General features: G+C 70.7%; 26 protein-coding genes. 12 read left to right on the top strand and 14 right to left on the bottom strand.

Annotated features, from left to right (window positions below; genetic code table 11):
- Positions 1-9: 9 nt before the first annotated feature.
- From HL658_RS37660 to HL658_RS08660, 6 genes are all read right to left on the bottom strand, one after another.
- Complete coding sequence (locus HL658_RS37660) at positions 10-744, bottom strand: ABC transporter ATP-binding protein (protein ID WP_180281548.1); 735 nt, start codon at positions 742-744, stop codon at positions 10-12.
- Entirely contained in the window at positions 725-1,492 is a 768-nt protein-coding gene (locus tag HL658_RS08680) for an ABC transporter ATP-binding protein (RefSeq protein WP_180281547.1), read from the bottom strand. The genes HL658_RS37660 and HL658_RS08680 overlap by 20 nt, the downstream gene beginning before the upstream one ends.
- Positions 1,489-2,514 (bottom strand): branched-chain amino acid ABC transporter permease, encoded by a 1,026-nt coding sequence (locus HL658_RS08675; RefSeq protein WP_180281546.1) that lies wholly within the window; start codon positions 2,512-2,514, stop codon positions 1,489-1,491. The genes HL658_RS08680 and HL658_RS08675 overlap by 4 nt, the downstream gene beginning before the upstream one ends.
- On the bottom strand, positions 2,511-3,380 hold the full coding sequence (locus HL658_RS08670; RefSeq protein ID WP_180281545.1) for a branched-chain amino acid ABC transporter permease: 870 nt from the start codon (positions 3,378-3,380) through the stop codon (positions 2,511-2,513). The genes HL658_RS08675 and HL658_RS08670 overlap by 4 nt, the downstream gene beginning before the upstream one ends.
- Positions 3,381-3,431: 51 nt before the next feature.
- The gene (locus HL658_RS08665; RefSeq protein WP_180281544.1) at positions 3,432-4,616 is read right to left on the bottom strand and encodes an ABC transporter substrate-binding protein; all 1,185 of its coding nucleotides are present in this window, start codon (positions 4,614-4,616) and stop codon (positions 3,432-3,434) included.
- A gap of 144 nt (positions 4,617-4,760) precedes the next feature.
- On the bottom strand, positions 4,761-5,501 hold the full coding sequence (locus HL658_RS08660) for an IclR family transcriptional regulator domain-containing protein (protein WP_246337399.1): 741 nt from the start codon (positions 5,499-5,501) through the stop codon (positions 4,761-4,763).
- Between the two features lie 185 nt (positions 5,502-5,686).
- Between HL658_RS08660 and HL658_RS08655 the strand changes: the two genes are divergently transcribed.
- Positions 5,687-7,084: a 3-carboxy-cis,cis-muconate cycloisomerase gene (locus tag HL658_RS08655; protein WP_180281542.1), complete on the top strand. Its 1,398-nt coding sequence runs from the start codon at positions 5,687-5,689 to the stop codon at positions 7,082-7,084.
- Positions 7,081-7,908, top strand: a complete 828-nt coding sequence (locus HL658_RS08650) for a 3-oxoadipate:acetyl-CoA acetyltransferase (RefSeq protein ID WP_180281541.1) — start codon at positions 7,081-7,083, stop codon at positions 7,906-7,908. The genes HL658_RS08655 and HL658_RS08650 overlap by 4 nt, the downstream gene beginning before the upstream one ends.
- Positions 7,909-7,963: 55 nt before the next feature.
- Here the strand turns inward: HL658_RS08650 and HL658_RS08645 are convergent, their stop codons facing one another.
- Complete coding sequence (locus tag HL658_RS08645; RefSeq protein ID WP_180281540.1) at positions 7,964-8,323, bottom strand: Rdx family protein; 360 nt, start codon at positions 8,321-8,323, stop codon at positions 7,964-7,966.
- Between the two features lie 365 nt (positions 8,324-8,688).
- On the opposite strand from HL658_RS08645, the gene HL658_RS08640 reads away from it, so the two are divergent.
- Positions 8,689-9,615 (top strand): replication protein RepA, encoded by a 927-nt coding sequence (locus HL658_RS08640; RefSeq protein ID WP_180281539.1) that lies wholly within the window; start codon positions 8,689-8,691, stop codon positions 9,613-9,615.
- 74 nt (positions 9,616-9,689) lie between these two features.
- Here HL658_RS08640 and HL658_RS08635 read toward each other — a convergent pair whose 3' ends face one another.
- From HL658_RS08635 to HL658_RS08620, 4 genes are read right to left on the bottom strand one after another with little or no spacing between them, the layout of a single operon-like run.
- Positions 9,690-10,637 carry a metal ABC transporter permease gene (locus HL658_RS08635; protein ID WP_180281538.1) on the bottom strand — a complete coding sequence of 316 codons (948 nt, stop codon included), beginning with the start codon at positions 10,635-10,637 and terminating at the stop codon, positions 9,690-9,692.
- A complete protein-coding gene (locus tag HL658_RS08630; RefSeq protein ID WP_180281537.1) occupies positions 10,634-11,833 on the bottom strand; it encodes a metal ABC transporter permease in 1,200 nt (399 codons plus the stop codon). Before HL658_RS08630 ends, HL658_RS08635 begins: the two co-directional genes overlap by 4 nt.
- A gap of 4 nt (positions 11,834-11,837) precedes the next feature.
- Complete coding sequence (locus HL658_RS08625; RefSeq protein WP_180281536.1) at positions 11,838-12,695, bottom strand: metal ABC transporter ATP-binding protein; 858 nt, start codon at positions 12,693-12,695, stop codon at positions 11,838-11,840.
- Positions 12,696-12,709: 14 nt separating this feature from the next.
- Entirely contained in the window at positions 12,710-13,699 is a 990-nt protein-coding gene (locus tag HL658_RS08620) for a metal ABC transporter solute-binding protein, Zn/Mn family (protein ID WP_180281535.1), read from the bottom strand.
- A 120-nt stretch (positions 13,700-13,819) separates the two neighbouring features.
- Here HL658_RS08620 and mntR point away from each other — a divergent pair, with 120 nt between their 5' ends.
- The 5 genes from mntR to HL658_RS08595 all read left to right on the top strand — a co-directional run bounded on the left by mntR (position 13,820) and on the right by HL658_RS08595 (position 17,518).
- Positions 13,820-14,260 carry a manganese-binding transcriptional regulator MntR gene (gene mntR / locus HL658_RS08615; protein WP_343055039.1) on the top strand — a complete coding sequence of 147 codons (441 nt, stop codon included), beginning with the start codon at positions 13,820-13,822 and terminating at the stop codon, positions 14,258-14,260.
- Positions 14,193-14,948, top strand: coding sequence for an RNA polymerase sigma factor (locus tag HL658_RS08610; RefSeq protein ID WP_180281533.1), 756 nt, complete (start codon positions 14,193-14,195; stop codon positions 14,946-14,948). The genes mntR and HL658_RS08610 overlap by 68 nt, the downstream gene beginning before the upstream one ends.
- Before the next feature lie 159 nt (positions 14,949-15,107).
- A complete protein-coding gene (locus HL658_RS08605) occupies positions 15,108-15,512 on the top strand; it encodes a DUF2946 family protein (RefSeq protein ID WP_180281532.1) in 405 nt (134 codons plus the stop codon).
- 108 nt (positions 15,513-15,620) lie between these two features.
- Positions 15,621-17,000 (top strand): PepSY-associated TM helix domain-containing protein, encoded by a 1,380-nt coding sequence (locus HL658_RS08600; protein WP_180281531.1) that lies wholly within the window; start codon positions 15,621-15,623, stop codon positions 16,998-17,000.
- Positions 17,001-17,023: 23 nt separating this feature from the next.
- Positions 17,024-17,518 carry a copper chaperone PCu(A)C gene (locus tag HL658_RS08595; RefSeq protein WP_180281530.1) on the top strand — a complete coding sequence of 165 codons (495 nt, stop codon included), beginning with the start codon at positions 17,024-17,026 and terminating at the stop codon, positions 17,516-17,518.
- A gap of 337 nt (positions 17,519-17,855) precedes the next feature.
- Here the strand turns inward: HL658_RS08595 and HL658_RS08590 are convergent, their stop codons facing one another.
- From HL658_RS08590 to HL658_RS08580, 3 genes are all read right to left on the bottom strand, one after another.
- On the bottom strand, positions 17,856-19,133 hold the full coding sequence (locus HL658_RS08590; protein WP_180281529.1) for a TRAP transporter large permease subunit: 1,278 nt from the start codon (positions 19,131-19,133) through the stop codon (positions 17,856-17,858).
- A complete protein-coding gene (locus HL658_RS08585; RefSeq protein WP_180281528.1) occupies positions 19,130-19,651 on the bottom strand; it encodes a TRAP transporter small permease in 522 nt (173 codons plus the stop codon). The genes HL658_RS08590 and HL658_RS08585 overlap by 4 nt, the downstream gene beginning before the upstream one ends.
- A gap of 134 nt (positions 19,652-19,785) precedes the next feature.
- Positions 19,786-20,784 carry a C4-dicarboxylate TRAP transporter substrate-binding protein gene (locus tag HL658_RS08580; RefSeq protein ID WP_180281527.1) on the bottom strand — a complete coding sequence of 333 codons (999 nt, stop codon included), beginning with the start codon at positions 20,782-20,784 and terminating at the stop codon, positions 19,786-19,788.
- A 171-nt stretch (positions 20,785-20,955) separates the two neighbouring features.
- Here HL658_RS08580 and HL658_RS08575 point away from each other — a divergent pair, with 171 nt between their 5' ends.
- The 4 genes from HL658_RS08575 to HL658_RS08560 all read left to right on the top strand — a co-directional run bounded on the left by HL658_RS08575 (position 20,956) and on the right by HL658_RS08560 (position 25,262).
- Entirely contained in the window at positions 20,956-21,675 is a 720-nt protein-coding gene (locus HL658_RS08575; protein WP_180281526.1) for a GntR family transcriptional regulator, read from the top strand.
- 29 nt (positions 21,676-21,704) lie between these two features.
- Complete coding sequence (gene manD / locus HL658_RS08570; RefSeq protein WP_180281525.1) at positions 21,705-22,916, top strand: D-mannonate dehydratase ManD; 1,212 nt, start codon at positions 21,705-21,707, stop codon at positions 22,914-22,916.
- A 116-nt stretch (positions 22,917-23,032) separates the two neighbouring features.
- Complete coding sequence (locus HL658_RS08565; RefSeq protein ID WP_180281524.1) at positions 23,033-24,844, top strand: sulfatase family protein; 1,812 nt, start codon at positions 23,033-23,035, stop codon at positions 24,842-24,844.
- A 133-nt stretch (positions 24,845-24,977) separates the two neighbouring features.
- Entirely contained in the window at positions 24,978-25,262 is a 285-nt protein-coding gene (locus HL658_RS08560; RefSeq protein WP_180281523.1) for a hypothetical protein, read from the top strand.
- The last annotated feature ends 45 nt before the right edge of the window (positions 25,263-25,307 follow it).

Raw genomic sequence — 25,307 nt, 5'->3', positions numbered from 1 at the left:
CCATCGCCCTCACGCCATCAGGGCCACGCCCAGGTGACGTTCCAGCAGCGCGTGATCGTCGCGGGCCGCTGCGGCGGGTCCGCTGTGGACGACGCGGCCGCGGTCGAGGATGACGAGGTCGCGGCAGAACTCCAACGCCCGGTCGATCTGCTGCTCCACCAGGATCACCGTCATCGACAGGCCCGTCAGCGCCTCCATGAGCTGGTCGCAGATGACCGGCGCCAGCCCCTCCAGCGGCTCGTCGAGCAGCAGCACCGCCGGCTCGCCCAGCAGGGCGCGGGCGACGGACAGCATCTGCTGTTCGCCGCCGGACAGGTTGCCGGCGCCGTTGCGCCGCCGCTCCTTCAGCCGGGGGAACAGGGCGTAGGCGGTCTCGATGCGGTCGCGCGGCCCGCCTTTCAGCCCGGTGATCAGGTTCTCCTCCACCGTCAGCATGCGGAACACGTCGCGCGTCTGCGGCACATAGCCGAGACCGGCGGCGGCGCGGCGCGCGCTGTCCAGCCCGGTGATGTCGCGACCGCCCAGCCGGATGGTGCCGGCGTGGCGGGTGGTCTGGCCGACCAGCGTCGCCATCAGCGTGGTCTTGCCCACCCCGTTGCGGCCGAGCACCGCCAGCCGGCCGCCGGCCGGCACCGTCAGCCCGACCCCCTCCAGAATCCGCGTCTGGCCGTAGCCGGCGATCAGGCCGTCGATCTCCAGCGCGGCCGATTTGGGCGTGGCGGTTTCAGGCGCGATGGGCGGCATGGCCCCGGCTCCCCAGATAGACCTCGCGGACGCGCTCGTCCGCGGCGATGTCGGCGGCGCTGCCGCTGCACAGGAGCCGCCCCTGCGCCAGCACGATGATGCGCCGGGCAAAGCGGAAGACGAGGTCCATGTCGTGCTCGATCATCAGCACGGCCAGATCCGGGGGCAGCCGGTCGAGCGCGTCGAGGATGCGCTGGCTTTCCGAATGCGGCACGCCCGCCGCCGGCTCGTCGAGGATCAGCACCTTCGGTTTGAGCGCCAGCGCCAGCGCGATCTCCAGCAGGCGCTGCTGGCCGTAGGCGAGCTGGCCGACCGCGGTGTCCGCCACCGCCCCCAGCCCCATGGTGGCGAGCAGCCCGGCCACCTCTCCGGCCAGCCCCCTGGTCCGCCCGACCGACGCGAAGAGCGCCCAGGTCCGCCGCTCGCGCTGAAGTATGGCGAGCTCCAGATGCTCGCGCACGGTCATCGACCGGAAGAGCCGCGCCACCTGGAAGCTGCGGACGAGGCCGAGGCGCACCCGCGCCTGCGCCGACAGGCCGGTGATGTCCCGCCCCTCCAGCCGCACGGTCCCCGCGGTGGGGCTCAGCACCCCGGTGACGAGGTTGACGAAGGTGGTCTTCCCCGCCCCGTTCGGCCCGATCAAGGCGCAGCGGTCGCCGGGGTGGAGTTCCATGTCGATGTCGGCCGAGACCTGCAGGCCGCCGAAATTCTTCGACAGCCGCTCGACCTGGAGCAGCGCGGCGGTCATGGCGCCCTCCGGCGGACCAGCCCGGCGATGCGCGCGACCCCACCGGTGATGCCGCCGGGGGCGAACAGCACGATCGCCATCAGGAACAGCCCGATGAACAGCATCCAGTGGAACGGGTTGGTGGAGGCCAGCACGTGATGCACCCCCATGAAGGCGACGGTGCCCACCACGGCACCATACAGATGCCCGGCCCCGCCCAGCACCAGCATGACCAGCGCCTCCGCCGACCAGGTGAAGCTCAGGCTGTCCAGCCCGACGATGCCACTGGTGACCGCGGTCAGCGCCCCCGCCACCCCGGCGAAGACGCCGGACACCGTGTACATGCCGACCAGATGCCCCCGCGGCGAGCCGCCGAGTGCCGCGACGCGCAAGGGGTCCTCCTTCACGCCGCGGCAGGCCAGCCCGAAGGGCGAGCGCACGATGCGCTGCGCCACCACGACGCCCACCACCAGCACCGCCAGCGCGAACAGGTAGGAGGTGCGCCCGTACATGTCGAAGCGGAACAGCCCCAGCACCGGGTCGGGCTCGACGCCCGACAGCCCGTCGCTGCCGCCGGTCAGCCAGCGCAGCTTGTTCGCCAGCTCCTGCAGGAGCTGGGTGACGGCGATGGTCAGCATCAGCAGCGTCAACCCGTGCGCGCGCAGGACCAGGGCGCCGGTCGCCAGCGCCATCAGCCCGCCCGCCACGCCGCCGACGACCAGCAGCAGGATGGGGTCGGCCACCAGATGCACCGCCGCGATGCCGGCGGCGTAGGCGCCGGTGCCGAACAGCGCCGCCTGCCCCAGCGTGGCGATGCCGCAGAAGCCCAGCACCAGATCGAGCGACAGGACATACAGGCACGTCGCCAGGATGCGGGTGAGCAGCCCCAGATCCTCGGGAAAGATCCAATAGGCGGCCAGTCCGCCCCCGGCGATCAGCGCCACCGCCACCGCATCCCGGAACGCCCGCGACGGGCGCGGCGGAATGGCGGTGATCGCTGCGGCGGTGGCGCCAGCGGGTGCCTTGGTCACGGCCGCGGTCATGCGGATTTCCCCTGGAAGAAGCCGTGCGGCCAGCGGAACAGGATGATCATGATGGCGGCGTAGAAGAAGAACTCGCCGAAGCTGGGGTACAGATACTTGCCGGCGGTGTCGATGATGCCGAGCGACAGCGCCGCCGCCGCCGACCCGAAGATGCTGCCGGCCCCGCCGACCGCCACCACCGCCAGGAACAGCACGATGTAGCGCAGCGCGTAATAGGGCTCCAGCGGCAGCAGCTCCGCCCCCAGCACCCCGCCCAGCGCCGCCAGCCCGACCCCCAGCCCGAAGGTGATCGCGTAGAGCCGCTCGGTGCGGATGCCGAGTGCGGCCGCCATCTCCGGATTCTCCACCGCGGCGCGCAGGCGGATGCCGAAATCCGTGCGCTCCAGCAGCCCCCACAGCCCGAGCAACGCCGCCACCCCCACCACGATCACGAAGGCGCGGTGCGCCGGGATCTCCTTGGGGCCGAGATCGACCGTACCGGTCAGGAACTCCGGCAGCGGGATGCGCTTCAGGGTCGGTCCGAAGATGTAGTTGACGGAGGCCACCACCACGAAGGTCAGCCCGATGGTCAGCAGCACCTGCGCCAGCTCGTTGGCGGAGCCGTAGATGCGGCGGTAGAGCAGCCGCTCCAGCGGCAGGGCCAGCGCCACCGTCAGCGCCACCACCGCCAGCAGCGCCACCAGATAGGGAACCCCCATCGCCTGCACGGCGTAGGAGGCGAGATAGCCGGCCACCATGGCGAAGGCGCCATGCGCGAGGTTCACCACCCGCATCAGGCCCAGCGTCACCGACAGCCCGACCGAGATGATGAACAGGATCATCCCGTAGGCGATGCCGTCGATGACGATCCCGTAGACGGTCTGCATGGGTCGGGCTCCGGATGGGACGGGGTCGCGGCGGGGCCCCCTGCGAGACCCTTACTTCCCGCCCTTGTAGCCGTAGTCGGGCTGGTCGGGAATGGCGGCGATCTCCTTGTTGATCAGGCCGTCGGCGCCGCGCACCGTCTCGCGGATGTACATGGTCTGGATGACGGTGCGCGAGGCGGGATCGAGCTTCAGCGGCCCGCGCGGGCTTTCCCAGCTCAGGTTCTTGATGGCGTCCACCGCCTTGGCACCGTCGGACTTGCCGCCCGTGGCCTCCACCATCTTGTAGATCAGGTGGGTGCCGTCATAGGCGCCGACCGAGGTGAAGGTCACCGTCTGGGTCGAGCCGAACAGCTCCTTGTGCTTGGCGACGAAGGCCTTGTTCATGGCGCTGTCGTGCGCCTGGCTGTAGTGGAAGGAGGTCACGATGCCCAGAGCGGCGTCGCCCAGCGCCGGCAGGTCCGGCTCCTGCGTGATGTCGCCGGGGCCGAAGAACTTGATGCCGGCGGCCTTAAGCCCGGTGTCGTTGAACGCCTTGGCGAAGGCCAGCGTGGTCGGGCCGGCGGGCAGGAAGGCGTAGATGGCCTCCGCACCGCTGTCCTTGATGCGTTGCATGAAGGGGGCGAAGTCGGTGGACTTCAGCGGCATGCGGATGGTGTCCACCACCTGCCCGCCGGCCTTCTCGAAGGTGGTCTTGAACGCGGTCTCGCCGTCGATGCCGGGCCCGTAGTCGCTGACCGCGGTGATCACCTTCTTCACGCCCTGCTTGTGCACATAGTCCGCCAGCGGCACGGACGCCTGCCAGAGCGTGAAGGACGTACGCACGTACAGCGGCGACTTCTCGGTGATGGCGGACGTCGCGGCGTTGAAGATGACGCAGGGGATCTTCGCCTCGTCGATCAGCGGGGCCACCGCCAGCGCGTCGGGGGTGAAGAAGAAGCCGGCGAGGTAGCCGACCTTCTCCTTGACGATCAGCTCCTGCGCCAGCGCCTTGCTCTGGGCCGGGTTGGCCTGGTCGAGGTCCTTGAAGACGAACTCGATGGTGTCGCCGCCCACCGTCTTGCCGTGCTGCGCCTGATAGACCTCGATCGCCTGCTTGAAGGTCTGGCCGGCCGTCGCGAAGGGGCCGGAGAAGGGGGCGATGACGCCGACCTTGATGGTGGCGGCGAGCGCCGGCCCGGCCATCAGGGCCAGACCGACCGCGGTCCCGAACAGGGCGGTGCGCAGCACTGGGCTCATGTCTCTCTCCCATCCAGCCTCTGGCGGGCCGTCGCCGCCGCTCGCGGCCGACCCTGCCGTCGTTGTTTTTTGGAATTGTTCCGACCCGAACCTACCGTGTGGCGGATCGTCGCGTCAAGGGCGATTATTGGTCCGCGCGTGCGGTTATCGCACCAACAACGCGCGCGTGTCCGACGCCGCGGCCTGGAGCACCGGCAGGAAGCGGCCGGTCATCTCCGCGCGGTCGACCCGCGCCGCCTGGGCGCTGACGTTGATCGCGGCGACCACGGTGCCGGCGGTGTTGGCGACCGGCACGGCCAGCGAGCACAGGCCGATCTCCAGCTCCTGGTCGAGCATCGACCAGCCCTGGGCGCGCACCCGATCCAGCTCCTCCAGCAGGAGCGCCCGGTCGGTGATGGTGCGGCTGGTGAATCGACGCAGGGTCACGCGGTCGAGATAGGCGGCGACCTCGGCCTCCGGCAAATGGGCCAGCAGGACGCGCCCCATGGAGGTGCAGTAGGCGGGCAGCCGGCTGCCGACGTTCAGCCCCACCGACATGATGCGCTTGGTGGCGGAGCGGGCGATGTACAGCACCTCGTCCTCGTCCATCACGGCGGCGGAGGAGGATTCCTGCAGCTCCCGGCTCACCCCCTCCAGCACCGGCCCGAGGATGGTGGCGAGCGGGGCCGAGGACAGGAACGAGTAGCCCAACGCCAGGATGCGCGGGCGCAGGAAGAAGGTTCGCCCGTCGGTGCCGGCGTAGCCCAGCCGCTCCAGCGTCAGCAGGCAGCGCCGTGCGGCGGCGCGCGGCAGGCCGGTGATGCGGGCCACGTCGGCGATGGTCAGGTTCGGCTCCCGCTCCGTGAAGGCGCGGATGACCGACAGGCCGCGGGCCAACGAAGTCATGAAGTTCGGATCGTCGGCGTCTATTGGCGCGTCCACACCCGCATTCGGCTCCGCCGCCATCATCCGCTTCCTCCGCGCCTGCCCCGTTATGGGCGATAACCGAACGATACATGCGTTTTTCGCCCTTGACAAGGGGGTCGAGCGCGCGCAGTGTCCGCTCAACGAATGCGGAGGATGAGACACCCATGACCGGCGGCTCCGGCGGCGGCCCGTTGCCCGACTCCCTGCCCGATCCCCTTCTGGACCCGCTGTTCACCACGGCGGAGGCGGCGGCGGCCTTCGCGCCTTCGCGCCGGCTCCAGGGCATGCTGGATTTCGAGGCGGCGCTGGCGCGGGCGGAGGTGCGGGCGGGCGTGATCCCGGCGGCGGCGGCCGGTCCCATCGCCGCGGCCTGCGACGCGTCGCTCTATGACCTCGCGGCCCTGGGTGCGGAGGCGGCGCTGGCCGGCAACACCGCCATCCCGATGGTCAAGCACCTGACCCGCCGGGTCGCCGAAACGGACGCCGACGCCGCGCGCTTCGTCCATTGGGGCGCCACCAGCCAGGACGCCATGGACAGCGGGCTGGTGCTGCAACTGCGCGATTTCCTGCGCGGGCTGGACGGCGACCTGTCCCGCCTTGCCGACGCGCTGGCGGATCTGGCGCGGCGGCATCGCGACACGCCGGTGGTGGCGCGCACTTGGCTGCAGCACGCGCTGCCCACCACCTTCGGCCTGAAGGCCGCGACCTGGCTGGACGCGGTCGGCCGCGACCGCGCGCGCATCGCCGCCGCACGCGGCCGGCTGGCGCTCCAGTTCGGCGGCGCGGCGGGGACGCTGGCGGCGCTGGGCGACCGCGGTATGGCGGTGGCCGAGGCTCTGGCCGACGAGCTGGACCTGCCGCTGCCCGCCCTGCCCTGGCACGCCACCCGCGACCGTGTGCTGGAGTTGGCGACGGCTCTGGGGCTGCTGGCGGGCACGCTGGGCACCATCGGGCGCGACCTGTCCTTGCTGATGCAGGTGGAGGTGGCGGAGGCGTTCGAGCCGGCAGCCCCCGGCCGCGGCGGCTCCTCCACCATGCCGCACAAGCGCAACCCGGTGGCGGCGGCGGTGATGCTCCAGGCGGCCGTGCGCGCGCCGGGGCTGGTCGGCGGGCTGCTGGCCGGCATGGTGCAGGAGCATGAGCGCGGGCTGGGCGGCTGGCACGCGGAATGGCAGGCGCTGCCGGATTTGTGCCGCATCGTCGCCGGATCGGCGCGCCATGCGGCCACGGCCGTCGCCGGGCTGGAAATCGACGCGGCGCGCATGCGCGCCAACCTCGACCTCACCCACGGCGCCATCATGGCGGAGGCGGTGACCATGGCGCTGGGCGAACGGCTCGGCCGCATGGCGGCGCACGGCCGGGTGTCCGAGGCCACCAAGCGCGCCGCCGCAGCGGGCCGCCCGCTGCGCACGGTGCTGGCCGAGGATTCCGTCATCGCCGGCGCGCTCGACGCGGACGCGCTGGACCGCCTGTTCGACCCGCTGGGCTATGTCGGCTCGGCCGGGGATTTCATCGACCGCGCGCTCGCCGCGCATGGGAAAGCCAAGGAGACACAGCCGTGACGCCCACCATCATCACCGTCGCCGTCAACGGGTCCGTCCCGCGCAAGAAGGACAACCCCGCGGTGCCGATCACCCCGGCGGAGGTGGTGGAGTCCGCCCGCGGGGCGTTCGAGGCGGGGGCGACGGTGCTGCATGTGCACGCCCGCAACGCCGACGAGACCTCCTCCTCCGACCCCGCCTATTTCGCGGCGGTGCAGGAGGGGGTGCGGGCGGCCTGCCCCGGCATGATCGTGCAGTTCTCCACCGGCGGCCGCGGGCGCGACGCCAGCCTGCGCGGCAGCGCCCTGCCGCTGAAGCCGGACATGGCGTCGCTGTCCACCGGGTCGGTCAACTTCCCCGGCATGATCTACGAGAACCACCCGGAACTCATCGACAGCCTCGCCGGCTCCATGCTCGAGCACGGGATCAAGCCGGAGATCGAGATCTTCGACCTGTCCATGCTCTATTCCGCGCAGGCGCTGGTGAAGCGCGGGCTGCTGCGCACGCCGCTGCACGTGCAGTTCGTAGTCGGGCTGAAGAACGCCATGCCGGCGCGCCGCAAGGCGGTGGAATTCATGCTGGCCGAGCTGAACGAGCTGCTGCCGGGCTCCACCTGGACGCTGGCCGGCGTCGGGCGCCATCAGGCGGAGGTGCACGACTGGGCGCTGGAGCTGGGCGGCCATCTGCGCACCGGGCTGGAAGACAATCTGCGCGTCGGCACCGACCGTCTGGCCGCCAGCAACGCCGAGCTGGTCGGCATCGCGGCCGCCGCCTGCGCCCGCCACGGCAGCCGCCCGGCGACGCCGGCGGAGGCGCGGGCGCTGCTGGGGCTGGCGGGGGCTTAAGCCCCCGCGTTGCGCGCCCACCCAACCCTCCCCCACTTCGCAGGGGAGGGCTTTCTTATGCCCCCTCCCCCGTCGGAGATGGTGGAGGGTTGGGGTGGGGGCCCGATGCGACCGCCTCCCCCTTCTTCCGGTCGGCATGTCCGAGCGGCTTGTCGGGTGCGGCGACGTCGCGCACGCGCTGCTTCAGCTCGGTGATGTCCGGGAACCGCCCCTCCTCCTTGCGCGACCACACCACCGTGCCGGCCGTGCGCACGATGAAGACGCCGCCGGTGCCGGGCACCAGCGTGACGCCGCCGAGCTCGTCCTCGAAGGTGGTCAGCAGCTCCTGCGCCATCCAGGCGGCGCGCAGCAGCCAGCGGCACTGGCGGCAATACTCGATCTCGACGACAGGCAAGCTGGCGGGCGGGGTGGTCATGGTCGGCAGAGTCCCATGCGGTTCGCGGGCGGCGCCAGCCTAACACGACCGGCCTGGGAATCTCCCGACCTCCGACGGCGGCGGCCCGGTCGGAAGATTCCCAGGCCCGAATCACGCCGCCGACGAGCCGCGGCGATTCGCGGTTCCGGTCGGTGGAGTCCCAGGGAGAGGCCGTCCGGCGCGGTCCCTTCGCTGGGAGTCCACCGACCGGATATGGGAATGTGGCGACCGCGACTCGGGCTTTCCCGTGGAGTCTGCCGACCAAGCAAATAGAAACGAATAACAGCTACTAGTTCCGTCGGCGGATTCCCAACGTCGGCAGATTCCCATTTGACCATTCCTTCGCGGAAACGGTTAATACGGCCATGACCGACGTCCGTGAACTTCTCCTCGAACATGGCCTCGACAAGGCCCGTCAGCTCGTCCTCGACAAGGCCGAGCGGCAGCGGCTGGACATCGCCGCCGCCGTGATGGCGGAGGAGGAGCACCAGCTCGGCATCTGCCACGCCGGCTTCGCGCTGACCTCGCTGCCCCACAAGGACACGCACGAGGAAGTGTGGCGCAAGGAGGGGCACCGCGTCACCCTCCTCGTGGAATCCGGCCGCGACCGGCAGGCCAAGCCGATCGGCATTCCTTACGGGTCCAAGGCCCGGATGATCCTGATCTACCTCCAGACGCAGGCGGTGCGCACCAGCTCGCGCGAAGTCGAGCTCGGGCGGTCGATGAAGGCGTGGATGACCGCCATGGGCATGGGCACGACGGGCGGGGCGACCTACCGCCTCGTCACCGAGCAGGCCCGGCGCATCGGCGCCTGCCGCCTGACCTTCTTCACCGACGTGGCCGGTGGCGAGCTGCGCACCAACGGCGCCTTCGTGGAGAACGAGTTCAGCCTCGCCGGCACGATGAACGACAACCAGCCGACCCTGTGGCAGGAGTGCGTGCGGCTGAACGAGGCCTTCTACCGCTCGCTGATCGACCACCCGGTGCCGGTGTCGGAGACGGCGCTGCGCCACCTCGCCAACAAGTCGATGGCGATCGACGTCTACATCTGGACCGCCTACCGCCTGCACGCCCTGACCAAGACCACCAAGGTGAGCTGGCCGGCGCTGTTTTCGCAGTTCGGTTCGGGCTTCGCGCTGCTCAAGCACTTCAAGCCGGCCTTCATCGACAGCCTGAAGACGGCACTCGCCGCCTACCCCGACGCGCGCATCGACGTGGAGGAGGCCGGCGTGGTGCTCCACCCCTCGCGTCCACCCATCGCCAAGGCACGGGAGCGGATCGGGATCATGTGACGGGTTGGGAGTCTGGCGACCGTCGCTGGCGCTGGGACTCTGCCGACCGGGTGGGAATCCACCGACCGGCCCGGTCAGACGGCTCCCGCCATGCGGCGCGCCCGGCGCTTCGCCAGCACGCCGTGATGCGGGCCGAACAGCACCGCCAGCACCAGCACCGCACCGGCGACCACCGCGATCATCCCCGCGGCGTTCAGCGACCAGTCCATCCCCAACAGCAGCAGCAGCGGTCCGGCGAGCGTGTAGCCGAGCAGCCCGCTGCCGGTCCCGATGGCGAGGCTGAGCGCGAACTGCCGGCCGTAGCGGTCGGTCAGCATCCGCGCCGCCGCCGCCGGGCAGGCGAGCATGGCGACGACGAGGATGGAACCCACCGCCTCGAAGCTGGCGACCGCGGCCAGCGCCAGCAGCAGCACCAGCCCGTAATGGAAAAGCCCCGCCGGGATGCCGATGGCCGAGGCGAGCGCCGGGTCGAAGGAGGTGATGCGCAGCTCCTTCCAGAACAGCGCGATCAGCAGCCCGACCGCCAGGTTCATGGCCGCCAGCGTCACCAGCTCGCGCGGCAGCTCGGCCAGCGCCGCGGGGTCGAGCAGGGAGGCCAGCCCGGTCGGCGCCAGCCACAGCACATCCTCGAGCTGGCCGTAGAGCACGCAGTCGGCGTCGAGATCGACCGCGTGGGCGGCGGCCTGTTCGATCAGCACCACACCGCCGGCGAACATGACGGTGAAGACCACCCCCATGCTGGCCGCCGCCTCCACCCGGCCCAGCCGCCGCACCGCCTCGATCAGCACCGCCGCCAGCGCCGCCGCCGCGGTGGCACCCAGCATCACGGTGACGGTGTCGCGGCTGCCCGCCAGCACGAAGCCGACGACGATCCCCGGCAGCACCGCGTGCGAGATCGCGTCGCCCACCAGCGCCTGCCGCCGCAGCACCAGGAAATTGCCGAGCATCGCACACAGCGAGGAGGCCAGCACCGCCGTCAGCCCGGCGGGCAGGTCGAGTTGCAGGAAGTCGAGCAGGGTCATCGGGCGGTTCCCTCCCGCAGCCGCGCCAGCGTCGCCTGCGGCAGCACGCGGGTGGCGTCGTCGATGCCCCAGAGGGCGGTGTCGGGGATGGCGTTGGGGTCGGTGCGGGTCAGTCGCTCCCACAGGGCGAGGTTGCGGTCGGCCCGCTCCGCCGCCGCTTCGCCCCTGGGCGTCAGGGCGCCGTCGCGGGTGGTCAGTCCGCGGGCGCGCAGCCACAGGGCGACCGTGCCCGACACCGGAGCGGCAGGGCCACGGCGGCGGTCGGACAGCGCCTTCACCACCGCCAGCCGGAAGCCCATGCTGCCCTGGCGGAGCAGGGTGGCGACGACGCCGCGGCGCGGGGCGAACAGCAGGCTGAGCAGGAACAGGGTGCCGGCGACCAGCACGATGACGGCGCCGGTCGGCAGGCCCGGCAGCGCCGCCGACAGGGCGGCCCCGACGGCCCCGCTGACCCCGCCGAACAGCCCGGCCAGCAGCAGGATGCGGTCGAGCCGGTCGGACCAGAAGCGGGCGGCCACCGGCGGGATGACCAGGAAGGCGACGACCAGCACCAGCCCGACCGTCTGCAACCCGGCCACCGTCACCACCACGACCAGCGCCAGCAGCAGCAGATCCAGCCGCTGCACCGGCCAGCCGATGCCGCGCGCGAAGTCGGGATCGAAGCAGATCAGGCGGAATTCCTTGAACAGCGCCACCGACGCCAGGATGGCGAGCGCCGCCAGCCCCGCCATGGTCCACACCTCCCCCTCCGTCATGCCCGCGGTCTGGCCCAGGATGAAGGTGCCGAGCCCCGCCTGTCCGCCGGTCGGCAGGCGCTGCGCCACCGACAGCAGCACCACCCCCAGCCCGAAGGAGGATCCCAGCACCGCGGCGATGGCGGTGTCCTCGGTCAGCCGCGTGTGGTGGGACAGCAGGTGCACCAGCCACACCGCCAGCGCCCCGCTGGCCGCCGCCCCCGCCAGCAGCAGCGGCAGGTTGCGGCTGGACAGCCCGAGCGCCGAGCCCGCGATGAAGGCCAGCACCACGCCCGGCAGCGTGGCATGCCCCAGCGCGTCGCTGACCAGCGCCCGGCCGCGCAGCAGGGTGAAGGTGCCGACCAGCCCGGCCGCCGTACCCAGCAGCACGGCGCCGATCAGCACGATGCGCGTGTTGTAGCCGGCCTGAAAGCTCAGCGCGGCGAGCAGATCGGCCAGCATGGCGTCACTCCGCCGCCCCGGCGCGGCGCGCCGGGAACGACAGCAGCCGGGGATCCCCGTCCTGGCGCGCGGTGGCGTAGGCGCGGGCCAGCGTCTCCTCGGTCACGGTGCGGGCGACGGGTCCGTCGGCGATCTTCTCCACGTTCAGCACCAGCGCGTGGTGGAAGCGGTCGGTGACGGTCTGCAGGTCGTGGTGCACGCAGATCACCGTGCGCCCCTGGCGGTCCAGCGTGTGCAGCACGTCCAGGATGGCGCGCTCGGTCGCCGCGTCCACCCCGGCGAAGGGCTCGTCCATGAAGTACAGCCTCGCCTCCTGCGCCAGGGCGCGGGCGAGGAACACGCGCTGCTGCTGGCCGCCCGAGAGCTGGCCGATCTGCCGTCCGGCGAAGTCGGCCAGCCCCACCATCTCCAGGCAGGCCAGCGCCCGCTCGCGGTCGGCGCGGCGCACCGGGCGCAGCATCCCGATGCGGCCGTAACGGCCCATCGCCACCACATCCAGCGCGGAGACGGGAAAGTCCCAATCGACGCTGCCGCGCTGCGGCATGTAGCCGATCTCCCCGCGCATGGCGGCGACCGGCCGGCCGAACACCCGCACCTCCCCCGACAGCGCCGGAACGAGGCCGAGGCAGGCCTTGATGAAGGTGGATTTCCCCGCCCCGTTGGGACCGATCACCGCGACCAGCCCGCGCGGCGGCGCGGTGTAGTCGATGGACCAGAGGACTGGCTTGTGGTGGTACGCCACCGACAGGCCGCGCACGCTCAGCGGCGACGCGGCGTCGGCATCGATGGCGGTGGCGGCCCCGGTGGCGCTGGTTCCGGCCGGTTCGGTGCGGAAGCGGGTCAGCGATTGCAGGAAGCTCATGCCCGTCATCCCCCTCACAGCGCCGCAAGCCGGCCGGCCATGCCGCGGGCCGGGACCGCGCCGCCCAGCGCGCGGGCGATGGTCGTCACATTGTGGTCGATCATGCCGACATAGGTCCCTTCGTAGCTGCCCGGCGCCCCCATGGCGTCGGAGAAGAGGGCGCCGCCGATGGCCACCCTGTGGCCGCGCGCCGCACTGCCTTCAACCAGCGCGCGGACATTCCGGTCCGACACCGTGGTCTCGACGAAGACGGCGGGGATGTTGCGGGTGACCAGGGTGTCCACCAGCTCCTGGATGCGGCGCAGGCCGGTCTCGCTCTCCGTGCTGATGCCCTGGATGCCCAGCACCTCGAAGCCGTAGGCGCGGCCGAAATAGCCGAAGGCGTCGTGCGCCGTCACCAGCACACGCCGCTGCGGCTCCACCGAGCCCAGCACCCGCCGCGCGTAGGCGTCGAGATCGCGCAGGGTGGCGGTGTAGGCCGCGGCGTTGGCGGCGAAGGCGTCGGCGTCGGCGGGCCGGAAGGCGGTCAGCCGCTCCAGCGCCTTGGCCGTCGCGCGGATCCAGCCGCCCACGTCCATCCACACATGCGGGTCGTACTGGCCCTCGAACTCCTTGGGCGAGAGCAAATAGTCGTCGCCCAGATCCTCGGTCACCGCCAGCACCGGCCGGCCGCTCGAGGCGACCCGGACCAGCGCGTCGGTCATCTTTCCTTCCAGCAGCAGGCCATTGTAGACGACGATGTCGGCGCCCATCAGCCGGCCGATGTCGGCGCGGGTCAGCTTGTAGGTGTGCGGGTCCACGCCGGAGCCCAGCAGCACCTCCACCCGCCCCCGGTCCCCCACCAGATGGCGCAGGATGTCGCCGACCATTCCGGTGGTGGCGAGTGCGGTGAATCCCCCCTGCGCCGCCGCACTTTGCAGCGGAAGCAGCGCCGTGGCCGACAGCGCAGCACCACCGGCGAGCATGGCGCGGCGGGAGAAAGCCGGAGTGCGGCTGTGCGTCATCCTGTCCCCTGCCCTCAGAGTTATGCCTTGGCTAAACTCTTGTGCGATGCCTGTCTGTTGTCAAGGGGTCACCGACTCTCTTAAGGTGCGTCGGCCGATCGATCAGCCGTGAGCAGCCCAGTGACCGAAGACGACAACGCCGCGACCCGCCGGGCGGCGGCGTTCCAACGCATCCGCGACGCCCACCAGACCGAGGTGGCAGAGGACTATGTCGAGCTGATCGAGGACCTGATCGCGTCGAACGGCGAGGCGCGGCTGGTCGATGTGGCGGAATACATGGGCGTCACCCACGGCACCGCGGCCAAGGTGATCCAGCGCCTGCAACGGGAGGGGCTGCTGCACAGCCGCCCCTACCGCTCGATCTTCCTGACCGACAGCGGCCGCAGCATGGCGGCGGACGCGCGGCGGCGCCATCAGGTGGTGATGGCCTTCCTGCTCGCCATCGGGGTGGACGAACGCACGGCGGAGGCCGACTCCGAGGGCATCGAGCATCATGTCAGCGAGGAGACGCTGGCCGCCTTCGAGCGCTTCACCCGCCGGTCCGGCGGCGGCACCGGCTGAAATCGCCGCACCGCGGCGCAGGAGAGGCCCGCGGGTCGCGTATAAGGCTCCAAGACCGGGTGGGGTTCCCGGATCAGATGGGCTGACGGGCTTGGGTGTTCCCAATCGAGAACGGTCGCGCGACGACGGCGAGGCCACGGACGAGGAGCTGATGGCGGAAGCGGCCGCGGGCGACCGTGCCGCCTTCGGCGTGCTCACCCGGCGGCATCTGCGGCGCAGCATCGCCGTGGCGCAGCGCGTCGTCGGCAACGCCAGCGACGCGGAGGAGGTGGCGCAGGACGCCTTCCTCCAGGTCTGGGCCAACGCCGACCGCTGGCGCGGCGACGGCACGCGCTTCACCACCTGGCTCTACCGCATCGTGGTCAACCGCGCCATCGACTACCGCCGCAAGCGCCGCTTCGAGCCGATGGACGAGGCCATGGAGTTTCCCGACCCGGCGGTGGGGGCCGAGACGCTGGTGGGCGAGCGCCAGATCGGCGCCGAGGTCGATGCCGCCATCGCCGCCCTGCCCGACCGCCAGCGCGCCGCCCTCAGCCTCTGCTATTACGAGGAGATGAGCTGCGCCGAGGCGTCGGAGGTGATGCAGATCTCCGTCTCCGCCATGGAAAGCCTGCTGGTGCGGGCGCGCCGCGTGGTGCGGGCGCGGCTGGCGCCGCTGCTCCGGCACAAGGATGAGACCAGCACCTAGGCCCGGCACGCGGGCAAGGGCCGCGACCGCGGCCCCGCGGGCACATGCCCGCGAAGGCAAGCGGCCGGATGGCCGCGCCCGCCGTTTGAGGGCGAGACCAAAATTCAAGCCGGCACGCCGGCCCTTCCCGACGACTTCCGTTCGTGTATAGTCCGCGCCATGCGGCGGAGCTTCACCACGGGACCGGGTACGTTGCGGCGGATCGCGTTGCTGATCGGCGCCGTCGCCTTCCTGTTGCAGGTGACCGCCTGGACGGTCGGCGCGCCGGCCGCCGCCGCCGGCATGACCATCCCCGTCTGCACCACCGACGGCGTGCAACTCGTCCTCTTCGGGCCCGACGGCCAGCCGGCCCCCGACAAACCCGACCAGGGGGCCGACCACGAGGCCATGGGCTGCCCGCTCTGCCCGCTGGTGCAGGGGTTGTCGATGCCGCCGCCGGTCCTGGCCCCGGTCACACCCGCCGAGGTGCTGCGGCACGGGCCGACGATGCTGCCGGGCGACCGGATCGCCGCCGGCTGGTTCCACTCCACCCTCCAGGCGCGCGCACCCCCGGTCGCCGGCTGACGGACCCCGCAGCGGGTCCGCCCTTCGCGATTTCCGCTGACGGTCCCCGGCGCGTCCATCGCGGCCGGACGTGACCCTTCGGCGCACACCCGATTGCCGAGACCACCGATGACGACCCATGCGTACGGCCGCGATGCGGCCGGCGCCGGCGCCCCTGCCACCGACCTGTACCGGGCGGTGTGGCGCTGGCATTTCTATGGCGGGCTGATGGTCCTGCCTTTCCTGATCCTGCTGGCGGTGACCGGCGGGGCCTATCTGTTCCGCGACGAGGTCGACGGCCTCGTCCACCGCTCCCTGAAGCAGGTGGAGCTGCGCCGGACGGCGGAGCTGCCGCCCGCCCGCCTGATCGACGCGGCGCTGGCGGCACAGCCCGGCACCGCGCTGAAGATCACCACCCCGGCGACCCCCACCGCCTCGGCCGAGGTCACCGTGAGGACCGCCGCCGGCGAGCGGCTGGCCGTCTATGTCGACCCCTACGACGCGCGGGTGCTGGGCACCCTGCCCGACCGCGGCACCGTGATGTGGGTGGTGCGCCGCCTGCACAGCCTCGCGGAGTTCGGCCCGATCGCCAACGGGGTGATCGAGATCGTCGGCGGCTGGACGCTGCTTCTGGTCGGCACCGGCGTCTGGCTGTGGTGGCCGCGCGGAAGGACGGGCGGGCAGAGCGGCGGGGTGGTCAGTGTCCGCGGCACGCCGCGGCGCCGCCTGTTCTGGCGCGACCTGCACGCGGTGACCGGGGCCTTCGCCGGGCTGTTCATCGTCTTCCTGGCGGCGACCGGCATGCCCTGGTCGGTGTTCTGGGGCGCCACCGTCAACGAATGGGCCAACGGCAGCAACTACGGCTACCCCGCCGGCCTCTATGTGGACGTGCCGATGTCCGACGAGCATCTGGCCCACGCCGCCGGCGGCGCCACATGGTCGCTAGAGCAGGCCAGGCTGCCGGAATCGGTGGGCACCACGGCCGGCGGGCCGGTCGGTGTCGACGCGGCGGTCGCCGCCTTCGACCGGCTGGGGGTGGCGCGCGGCTACACCGTGGCCCTGCCCTCCGGCGCGAAGGGCGTCTATTCCGCCTCGGTCTACCCCGACGACCTGTCGCGCCAGCGCGTCGTGCATCTCGACCAGTACAGCGGCAAGCCGCTGATCGACCTGTCCTACGCCGATTACGGCCCGGCCGCCAAGGCCATGGAATGGGGCATCAACGTCCACATGGGGCAGGAGTTCGGGCTGGCCAACCAGCTCCTCATGCTCGCGGTGTGCCTCGCCATCGTCGCCCTGTCGGTCTCGGCGGCGGTGATGTGGTGGAAGCGGCGCCCGCGCGGCTCGCTCGGCATTCCCCCCGCCCCGTCCGATCGCCGCGTGATGCGCGGGCTGCTCGCCATCATGGCCGCGGTCGGGCTGCTGTTCCCGCTGGTGGGCGCCTCGCTGGTCGTGATGCTCGCCCTCGACCTCGTCCTCACCCGCGCCCGGCCGCGCCGGGCCTTCGCCTGACCAATCCCCACGGAGTATCATCCATGAAGCGTCTCGTCCTCGCCGCCGCCATCACCGCTGCCACTGCCGCCCTGCTCGCCTGGAGCCCGGCCGCCCTCGCCGACCATCACGAGGCGAAGGCCGGCGCCATCGCCGTCAGCCAGCCCTGGGCCCGCGCCACCGCCCCCGGCGCTCCCGCCGGTGCGGCCTACCTGACCGTCACCAACAGCGGCAAGGAGGCGGACCGCCTGATCGCCGCCAGCACCCCCGCGGCCAAGACCGCCGAACTGCACACCCACATCCACGACAACGGCGTGATGCGCATGCGCCAGGTGGAAGCGATCGACGTGCCCGCCGGCGGCACCGTGGCCCTGAAGCCCGGCGGCCTGCACGTGATGCTGATGGGCCTGACCGCCCCGCTGGCCCAGGGCTCCAGCTTCGACGTCAACCTGACCTTCGAGAAGGCCGGCAAGGTGACCGTCCCCGTCGCCGTCCAATCCGCCGGCGCCGCCGCCCCCACGGGCCACAAGGGTCACTGATGAAAGACCTTCGCCCGCCGGAGGCGGGCGAGGGCATAAAAAAACCTCCCCCGCCCAGCGGGGGAGGTCGCCCGCGACGCGGGCGGGTGGGGGCTTCGGCGGGGAGAACCGTTCAGCCGGGTGGTGTCGCCCCCCCTCCTCCTCCTCCCGCGCCGCCTCCTCGCGGCGGTCGTGAATCAGCTCGTCCACGAGGCTGACGTCCGCCGGGACGTAGGTGCGGATTTGGGCGCGGACCCGTTCCAGTGTCTCGGAGTATGGCTCCGTTTCCCGCCCCATCGCATCCTCCATCCCGGCGTCACTGTCATGATGCCATCTTGAACCGGCGCCAACCACTCCCTCACATCAGCAGGTTCGGCAGGAACAGCGAGATCTGCGGGACGAAGATCAGCACGCCGACCAGCGCCAGGATGGTGGCGACCAGTGGCAGGGACTCCAGGAAGTATTCCTCGATCGGGCAGTCGAGCAGGCTGCACACCGCGAACATCGCCACGCCCACCGGCGGGGTCATGCCGCCGAAGGTGACCATGGTCATCATGACGATGCCGAAATGCACCTCGTCCACGCCGAGCTGGCGGACGATCGGCAGGAAGATCGGGGTCAGCAGCAGCACCAGCACCGTCGCCTCGACGAAGCAGCCGGCGATCAGCAGGAACACCACGATCATCAGCATCATGACTGCCGGGTTGCTGGTCAGCTCCAGCATGGCGGCGGCGATGGTCTGCGGCCCCTGCTCGAAGATGATGGCGTAGCCGACCATGCCCGAGAACATGATGATCAGCACGATCAGCCCGTTGTCGAGCAGCCCGTGCAGCAGCGCCTCCATGGCGCCGGCCCAGGTCAGCTCGCGGTGCAGCAGAACCCCGACGATGACCGCGTAGACCACCGCGAAGGCGCCGACCTCCGACGGGGTGAAGAAGCCGCCGCGGATCGCCACCAGCAGCGCCACCGGGAACAGCAGCGCCCATTTGGCGTCGTAGACGGCCGCCCCGACCGACCGCCAGCTCGGCCGCTCGACCATCGCCGAGCGGTAGCCGCGGCGCTTGGAGATCAGCCACACCGTGAACATCAGCCCGACCATCATCAGCAGGCCGGGGATCACGCCGGCCAGGAACAGCCGGCCGATCGACACGTTGCCGACGAAGCCGTAGAGGATGAGGCCGAGGCTGGGCGGGATGGTCGCGGTGATCAGCGAGCCGACCGCGATGGTGGCGCAGGTGAAGCCGCGCGAATAGCCGTTGCGGATCAGGTCGGGGCCGAGGATCCGGGCCTCCATCGCCGCGTCGGCGACGGCCGAGCCCGACACGCCGCCCATCAGCGTGGACAGCACGATGCAGACCTGCGCCATGCCGCCGGCCATCCAGGAGACCAGCACCTCCGAACAGCGGATCAGGCGCGAGGTGATGCCGGTCTTGTTCATCATGTGCCCGGCCAGCACGAAGAACGGCACGGCCAGCAGCGGGAAGCTCTGCGACGCGGTGGCGACCTGCTGCACCCCGATCGCCGTCGGGATCACGTCGCTCATCACGAAGAAGGAGAAGCCGGAGATGCCGATGGCGAAGGCGACCGGCGCGCCGAGCATCATCAGGCCGAAGAACAGGGCTGCCAGAAGGGTCACAGCGCGGTCTCCTCGAAGTTCGGGGCGGGGGCGCGCAGTTCCGTGAAGACCAGCTTCGGCTCGTGGCGCAGCGAGCGCAGGGTGGCGATGAGCTGACCCGCCAGCGTGATCGCCAGCAGCAGGCAGCCGACCGGCACCGCCGCGGTGACGAAGCCGTAGCTGATGCCGCTGTCGCCGAACTCGCGCGGCAGGTTGGACAGGGTGAGCTCGTAGCCCAGCACCACCATGGTCAGCAGGAAGGCCAGGATGACGAGGCTGAGCGCCGCGTCGAGCAGCGCCCGCGACCGCGCCGGCACCCAGCGCACGAACAGGTCGACCGCGATCAGGTTGCGTTTGCGCATCGCCATGTCGGCGCCGATGAAGGAGGTCCAGACGAACAGGAGCTGCGCCACATCCACCGACCACACGACCGGATGGCCGAAGGACCGGAGGATGCCGGCGAAGAAGACCAGGAGGACGATCGTCGCCAGCAGGATGCGGCCGACGATCGACTCCAGTTGGAATATGAAGGACGACATGACGCGGCTCCCGGAGCGTGTCTCGAAGCGTCGTGGATGTACGAAAGGATCGGGGGCGGCGAACCGGCCGCCCCCCTTCGATCAATTCCGGCGTGAGGCCGGCCGCGAGGGCCGGCCCCCCACGGCTGGCAGCGTCACTTCGCCATCATGCCGTCGATCTGCGCCTTCAGCTCGGTGTAGCCCAGCTTGGCGTAGACACCGGCGGTGGCGTCGCGGAACGGCTTGGTGTCCACCTCGGTGATGGTGACGCCCTTGGCGGCCATGTCCTTCTCGATCTGGGCGAGCGACGCCTCGGTCCCGCGCGAGGCGATGTCGCCGGCGGCGAGTGCGGCGTTGCGCAGGATCGGCTTGAACTCCGCGGGCAGCCCGTCGAACCACTTGGCGCTGCCGACGATGCCGGTGATCAGGTTGAAGTGGCCGGTCTTGGTCACGTACTTCGTGACCTCGTACAGGCGGGAGTTGTAGCTGGCGGGGTGCTGCGCCTCCACCGCGTCGATGACGCCCTGCTGCAGCGCCGGGTACACCTCGGCCCAGCCCATCGGGGCCGGGGTGGCGCCCATGGCGCGGATGGTCTCCATCCACACCGGCGCGCCGGGGGTGCGCATGCGCACGCCGGAGAGGTCGGCGGGCTTGGTGATGGGCTTGTTGGTCAGCAGATGGCGCTCGCCCTGCCACCAGTTGAAGGACAGCACCTGAAGCCCGGCGGTGTCGTGCAGCTTCTTCACCCAGTCCTCGAACATGGGCGAGGTCACCACCTTGCGCACGCCGTCATAGCCGGACGCCAGGTAGGGGCCGGACAGCACGCCGAATTCCTTGACGTAGTTGGCGAGGCGGCCGCCGTCCACCACCACCGCGACGCCGGCGCCGTAGCGCGCCTGCTCGATCACGTCCTCGTCCTTGCCGAGCTGCGAGCCGGGGAACAGGCGGACGACCATGCGTCCCTTGGTCTGCTTCTCGACGTCGGCCTTGAACGCCTCCAGCCCCTTGTAGAGCGGGTCCTGGGTGGTGAGTGCCGTGTTGATGTTCAGGCTGTAGTCGGCGGCGAGCGCCACCGAGGCCGTTCCGGCCAGCATCGCTCCGGCCACGGTTGCGGAGATGGCGACGGCGCGCCAGGAGCGGGTCATGAAGCTCATTCGTTCCCTCCCAAGGGATGTTGCCGTCGTTGGACGGCCGGTGTTGAACTGTGACTGGTATGGTAGTATGTAAGAATGGTGTTGGCAACGACTTTGCGCATGGGGCACAATCAGCCCATAAGCGTGACGGCCGGAACGGCCGCGCGGGCGTCGGGGAGGACAAGGACCGGAATGCTGACCAGGATCGAACCGGACTCCGCGGAGCCCATCGCGCGCCAGGTCTTCAAGGCGCTGCGCCACGCCATCGTGACCATGCAGGTGGAGCCGGGCCAGGCCCTGTCGGAGAAGGACGTGGCCAGCCGGCTGGGCGTCAGCCGCCAGCCGGTGCGCGAGGCCTTCATCAAGCTGGGCGAGGCCGGGCTGGTGGTGATCCGCCCGCAGCGCGGCACCTTCGTGGTGCGCATCTCCGTCCGTCAGGTGCTCGACGCCCGCTTCGTGCGCGAGGCGGTGGAGGTCGCCGTCGTCCGCAAGGCGGCGGCGGAGATGCCGGCGTCCGGGATCGCCGCCCTGCACGACAACCTGATGGCCCAGCGCGCCACCGCCCGGCAGGGCGAGGCGGAGGGCTTCCTGGCGCTGGACGAGGCGCTGCACCGCACCATCGCGCTCGGAGTCGGCTGCGACTACGCCTGGCGGGTGGTGGAGGAGACCAAGGCCCAGATGGACCGCGTCCGCTACCTCAGCCTGCCGCACGCCACGCCGGTGGACCGGCTGATCGCCCAGCACGAGCGCATCGTCGACGCCATCGCCGCGCACGACGCGGACGCGGCGGAGGCCGCGCTGTGCGTGCATCTGCGCGAAATCCTGACCTCGCTGCCCGAGCTGGAGCAGCGCTTCCCCGCCCTGTTCAACGACGACACGGTCCCGGCCGCCGAACCCGTGCGCGCGGCCTGAGCCCGACTTTCCTTCCGGAGTCCGCTTCCATGAAGATCCAATCCGCCTCCGTCATCGTGACCTCGCCCGGACGGAATTTCGTCACGCTCAAGATCGTCACCGACGAGGGCCTGTACGGCATCGGCGACGCCACCCTGAACGGGCGCGAGCTGGCGGTCGCCGCCTACCTGAACGAGCACGTCATCCCCTGCCTGATCGGCCGCGACCCGCACCAGATCGAGGACATCTGGCAGTATCTCTACAAGGGCGCTTACTGGCGCCGCGGGCCGGTCACCATGTCGGCCATCGCCGCGGTGGACACGGCGCTGTGGGACATCAAGGCCAAGGCGGCGAACATGCCGCTCTACCAGCTCCTGGGCGGCAAGAGCCGCACCGGCGTGATGGTCTACGCCCACGCCAACGGCCGCGACGTGCCGGAGACGGTGGACCGCGTCGGCGCCTATCTGGAGAAGGGCTACAAGGCGGTGCGGGCGCAGTCCGGCATCCCCGGCGTGGCCGGCGTCTACGGCGTCGCCAAGGGCAAGGGCGCCTTCTACGAGCCGGCGACCCGCGGCCTGCCGGAGGAGTCCGTCTGGTCCACCGAGGCCTATCTGGACTTCGCGCCGCAACTGTTCGAGGCGGTGCGGGTGGCGCACGGCATGAACTTCCACCTGCTGCACGACGTGCACCACCGCCTGACCCCCATCGAGGCGGCACGGCTCGGCAAGAGCCTGGAGCCCTACCGCCTGTTCTGGATGGAGGACCCGGTGCCGGTGGAGAACCAGGAATCCTTCCGCCTGATCCGCCAGCACACGACCACGCCCTTGGCGGTGGGCGAGGTGCTGAACAGCATCTGGGACTGCAAGGACCTGATCGAGGAGCAGCTGATCGACTACATCCGCACCTCGGTGGTGCACGCCGGCGGCATCACCCACCTGCGCCGCATCGCCGACCTGGCCTCGCTCTACCATGTGCGCACCGGCTGCCACGGGGCGACCGACCTGTCGCCGGTGTGCATGGGGGCGGCGCTGCACTTCGACCTGTGGGTGCCGAACTTCGGCGTCCAGGAGCACATGGAGCACAACCCGGAGACCGACGCCGTCTTCCCGCACGCCTACAGCTTCAAGGACGGCTACATGCACCCCGGCGAGACGCCCGGCCACGGCGTGGACATCGACGAGGAGCTGGCCGCCAAGTACCCCTACAACCCGGCTTATCTCCCGGTGGCGCGTCTGGCCGATGGCACGCTTTGGAGTTGGTGATGCGCACGACAAGGATGATTACTGCGGTGTTCATTTAAAACTGTAGATAATCCTGAGTTGCATCCCTAGCGTTCCTCCGACGCCGGCCCCGGCCGGTCACCCGGAGGAACGCACCCATGAGCGACGGCAACCCTTCAGCGACCGAACGGCTGGGCCGGCGGCCCAACATCCTCGTCATCATGTGCGACGAGATGCGCTACCCGCCGGTCTACGAGAACGAGGCCCTGGCGGCCTTCCGTGCCAAACACCTGCCGACCCAGGAGCGGCTGCGCCGGCACGGGATGGAGTTCAGGCGGCACTACATCGCCTCCACCGCCTGCGCCCCCAGCCGCACCACCATCTACACCGGGCAGTACCCGTCGCTGCACGGGGTGAGCAACACGCCAGGCGCCGCCAAGCTGGATTCGGACCCCGACTGCTTCTGGCTCGACCCCAACGGCGTGCCGACCATCGGGGCCTATTTCCGCGCGGCCGGCTACCGCACCCACTGGACCGGCAAATGGCACGCGTCCTTCGCCGATCTGGTGGTTCCCGGCACCCACACGGGGCTCGTCAGCTACCAGCCGGACGGCGCCCCCGATCCGGAGAAGGAGGCGCTCTACCGCGAGGCCAACCGGCTGGACGAGTACGGTTTCGACGGCTGGATCGGGCCGGAGCCGCACGGCACGGCGCCCAACAACAGCGCGTCCTCCGCCGCCATCCCGCCGAACGCCTCGGCCGATGCGCGCTCGGGGCGCGACCAGGGCTTCGCCGACCAGGCGGTCGCGCTGCTCGACCAGCTCGGCGCCCAGCGGGAGGGCGGGCCGTGGCTGTCGATCGTGTCCTTCCTGAACCCGCACGACATCACGCTCTACGGGCTGCTGGGCGGGGCGTCGCCGGCCTTCGACTTCTCGGTCGATGACACGGTGCCGGACGAGCTGTTCGACGACGCCTTTGAGGCGTCGGCGAAGGAGGATCTGGACGGCAAGCCGAGCTGCCAGAAGAGCTACCAGACCAGCTACAAGCAGTGGATCCAGCCGATCACGGACTGGAAGACCTACTTCCGGCTCTACTACCAGCTCCAGAAGACCGTCGATGCGCAGATGGCGCGGGTGCTCGACGCGCTGGAGGCGAACGGGATGGCCGACGACACCATCGTGCTGTTCACCTCCGATCACGGCGACCTGCTGGGCGCGCACGGCTACCTGCACCAGAAATGGTATCAGGCCTACGAGGAGTCGGTGCATGTGCCGATGATCGTCGCCAATCCGAAGCTGTTCCCCCAGCCGGCGGCGGTGGACACGGTGACCAGCCATGTGGATCTGGTGCCGACCCTGCTGGGCCTTGCCGGGCTGGACGCCGAGGCGATCCGCCAGCGCATCGCGCCGCGCTACACCGACGCGCTGCCGCTGGTCGGCCGCAACCTGTCGGGGCTGGTGCTGGGCGATGTGACGCCCGATGCGGTGCGCGACCCCGTCTATTTCATGACCGACGACGACCCCAGCCGCGGCATGAACCAGACGGGCTGGACCGGCCGCGAGTACGACTCGGTGATCCAGCCCAACCACATCGAGACGGTGGTCGCGGTGCTGGACGACGGCAAGCTGTGGAAATACTCCCGCTACTTCGACAACCCGCAGTTCTGGAGCTCGCCCGGCGATCCCGGCGCCAGCGGCGTGCAGGATCTGATCGAGCGGCAGATCCGCCAGCCCTCCGACGACGAGGGGACGCGGGTCGTGCTGTTCAAGCAAACGATCAAGCTCACACCGGCCCCGGAGGAGTACGAAATGTACTGCGTCACCGACGACCCGATGGAGCTGACCAACCGCGCCGCCGCCACCGACGCCGAATCGGTGGCGGCCCGGGACACGCTGTCCGCCATGCTGGCCGAACAGTCGGCGGCGAAGCGCCTGACGCCGCAGAGCGGCACCGTTCCCGGCGAACCCTGACCGCCCTCCCCGCCCGGCCCCGGCCCCGCTGCGGGGGGCGGGGCCGGGGCGTTCCTCTCATCCGGCCATTGCGCGGAATGGCTGAAACAGCTAACTGTTGCGCATACGAAATCGTGGTAGGGGAGATACGGTGATGATGGTGCGGTCCGGCATTCTGCTCGCGGCGCTCGCCCTTGGTCTGGCGGCGGGTCCGGCCCTTGCCGATGTCGCGGCGGGCGACAAGTGCGCGGCGGGTCTCAACGCCAACTCCAAGATGATCTACGACGCGACCAAGCCGCGCATCAAACCGGGCGTGACGGTCGCTGACGAGCTGAAGTCGGTGGTGCGTCCCATGGTCATGGGCGGCAAGCTCAGCCGTTCCGATGCCCAGGCGGCGGCCGAGCCGGCCGGCAAGTGCCTGGCGCTCATCAACGGCTGATCGAAGACGTCCGAACGGCGGCCCGACCAGGGGTGGGACCATGTG

It is taken from the genome of Azospirillum oleiclasticum (assembly GCF_013423485.1).
GTDB classification, from domain to species: Bacteria; Pseudomonadota; Alphaproteobacteria; order Azospirillales; family Azospirillaceae; genus Azospirillum; species Azospirillum oleiclasticum.
This window is presented reverse-complemented; position numbering and strand designations above follow the sequence as displayed.

What these genes read in the sequence shown, in the direction of transcription:
- HL658_RS08565 (WP_180281524.1), top strand. Translation starts at nt 23,033, where the DNA reads ATGAGCGACGGCAACCCTTCAGCGACCGAACGGCTGGGCCGGCGGCCC.
- HL658_RS08600 (WP_180281531.1), top strand. Translation starts at nt 15,621, where the DNA reads ATGACGACCCATGCGTACGGCCGCGATGCGGCCGGCGCCGGCGCCCCT.
- HL658_RS08575 (WP_180281526.1), top strand. Translation starts at nt 20,956, where the DNA reads ATGCTGACCAGGATCGAACCGGACTCCGCGGAGCCCATCGCGCGCCAG.
- HL658_RS08595 (WP_180281530.1), top strand. Translation starts at nt 17,024, where the DNA reads ATGAAGCGTCTCGTCCTCGCCGCCGCCATCACCGCTGCCACTGCCGCC.
- HL658_RS08670 (WP_180281545.1), bottom strand. Translation starts at nt 3,380, where the DNA reads ATGCAGACCGTCTACGGGATCGTCATCGACGGCATCGCCTACGGGATG.
- manD (WP_180281525.1), top strand. Translation starts at nt 21,705, where the DNA reads ATGAAGATCCAATCCGCCTCCGTCATCGTGACCTCGCCCGGACGGAAT.
- HL658_RS08660 (WP_246337399.1), bottom strand. Translation starts at nt 5,501, where the DNA reads ATGACTTCGTTGGCCCGCGGCCTGTCGGTCATCCGCGCCTTCACGGAG.
- HL658_RS08620 (WP_180281535.1), bottom strand. Translation starts at nt 13,699, where the DNA reads ATGACGCACAGCCGCACTCCGGCTTTCTCCCGCCGCGCCATGCTCGCC.
- HL658_RS08625 (WP_180281536.1), bottom strand. Translation starts at nt 12,695, where the DNA reads ATGAGCTTCCTGCAATCGCTGACCCGCTTCCGCACCGAACCGGCCGGA.
- HL658_RS08610 (WP_180281533.1), top strand. Translation starts at nt 14,193, where the DNA reads ATGTCAGCGAGGAGACGCTGGCCGCCTTCGAGCGCTTCACCCGCCGGT.
- HL658_RS08655 (WP_180281542.1), top strand. Translation starts at nt 5,687, where the DNA reads ATGACCGGCGGCTCCGGCGGCGGCCCGTTGCCCGACTCCCTGCCCGAT.
- HL658_RS08630 (WP_180281537.1), bottom strand. Translation starts at nt 11,833, where the DNA reads ATGCTGGCCGATCTGCTCGCCGCGCTGAGCTTTCAGGCCGGCTACAAC.
- HL658_RS08665 (WP_180281544.1), bottom strand. Translation starts at nt 4,616, where the DNA reads ATGAGCCCAGTGCTGCGCACCGCCCTGTTCGGGACCGCGGTCGGTCTG.
- HL658_RS08560 (WP_180281523.1), top strand. Translation starts at nt 24,978, where the DNA reads ATGATGGTGCGGTCCGGCATTCTGCTCGCGGCGCTCGCCCTTGGTCTG.
- HL658_RS08635 (WP_180281538.1), bottom strand. Translation starts at nt 10,637, where the DNA reads ATGACCCTGCTCGACTTCCTGCAACTCGACCTGCCCGCCGGGCTGACG.
- HL658_RS08640 (WP_180281539.1), top strand. Translation starts at nt 8,689, where the DNA reads ATGACCGACGTCCGTGAACTTCTCCTCGAACATGGCCTCGACAAGGCC.
- HL658_RS08675 (WP_180281546.1), bottom strand. Translation starts at nt 2,514, where the DNA reads ATGACCGCGGCCGTGACCAAGGCACCCGCTGGCGCCACCGCCGCAGCG.
- HL658_RS08645 (WP_180281540.1), bottom strand. Translation starts at nt 8,323, where the DNA reads ATGACCACCCCGCCCGCCAGCTTGCCTGTCGTCGAGATCGAGTATTGC.
- HL658_RS37660 (WP_180281548.1), bottom strand. Translation starts at nt 744, where the DNA reads ATGCCGCCCATCGCGCCTGAAACCGCCACGCCCAAATCGGCCGCGCTG.
- HL658_RS08585 (WP_180281528.1), bottom strand. Translation starts at nt 19,651, where the DNA reads ATGTCGTCCTTCATATTCCAACTGGAGTCGATCGTCGGCCGCATCCTG.
- HL658_RS08680 (WP_180281547.1), bottom strand. Translation starts at nt 1,492, where the DNA reads ATGACCGCCGCGCTGCTCCAGGTCGAGCGGCTGTCGAAGAATTTCGGC.
- HL658_RS08580 (WP_180281527.1), bottom strand. Translation starts at nt 20,784, where the DNA reads ATGAGCTTCATGACCCGCTCCTGGCGCGCCGTCGCCATCTCCGCAACC.
- HL658_RS08605 (WP_180281532.1), top strand. Translation starts at nt 15,108, where the DNA reads ATGCGGCGGAGCTTCACCACGGGACCGGGTACGTTGCGGCGGATCGCG.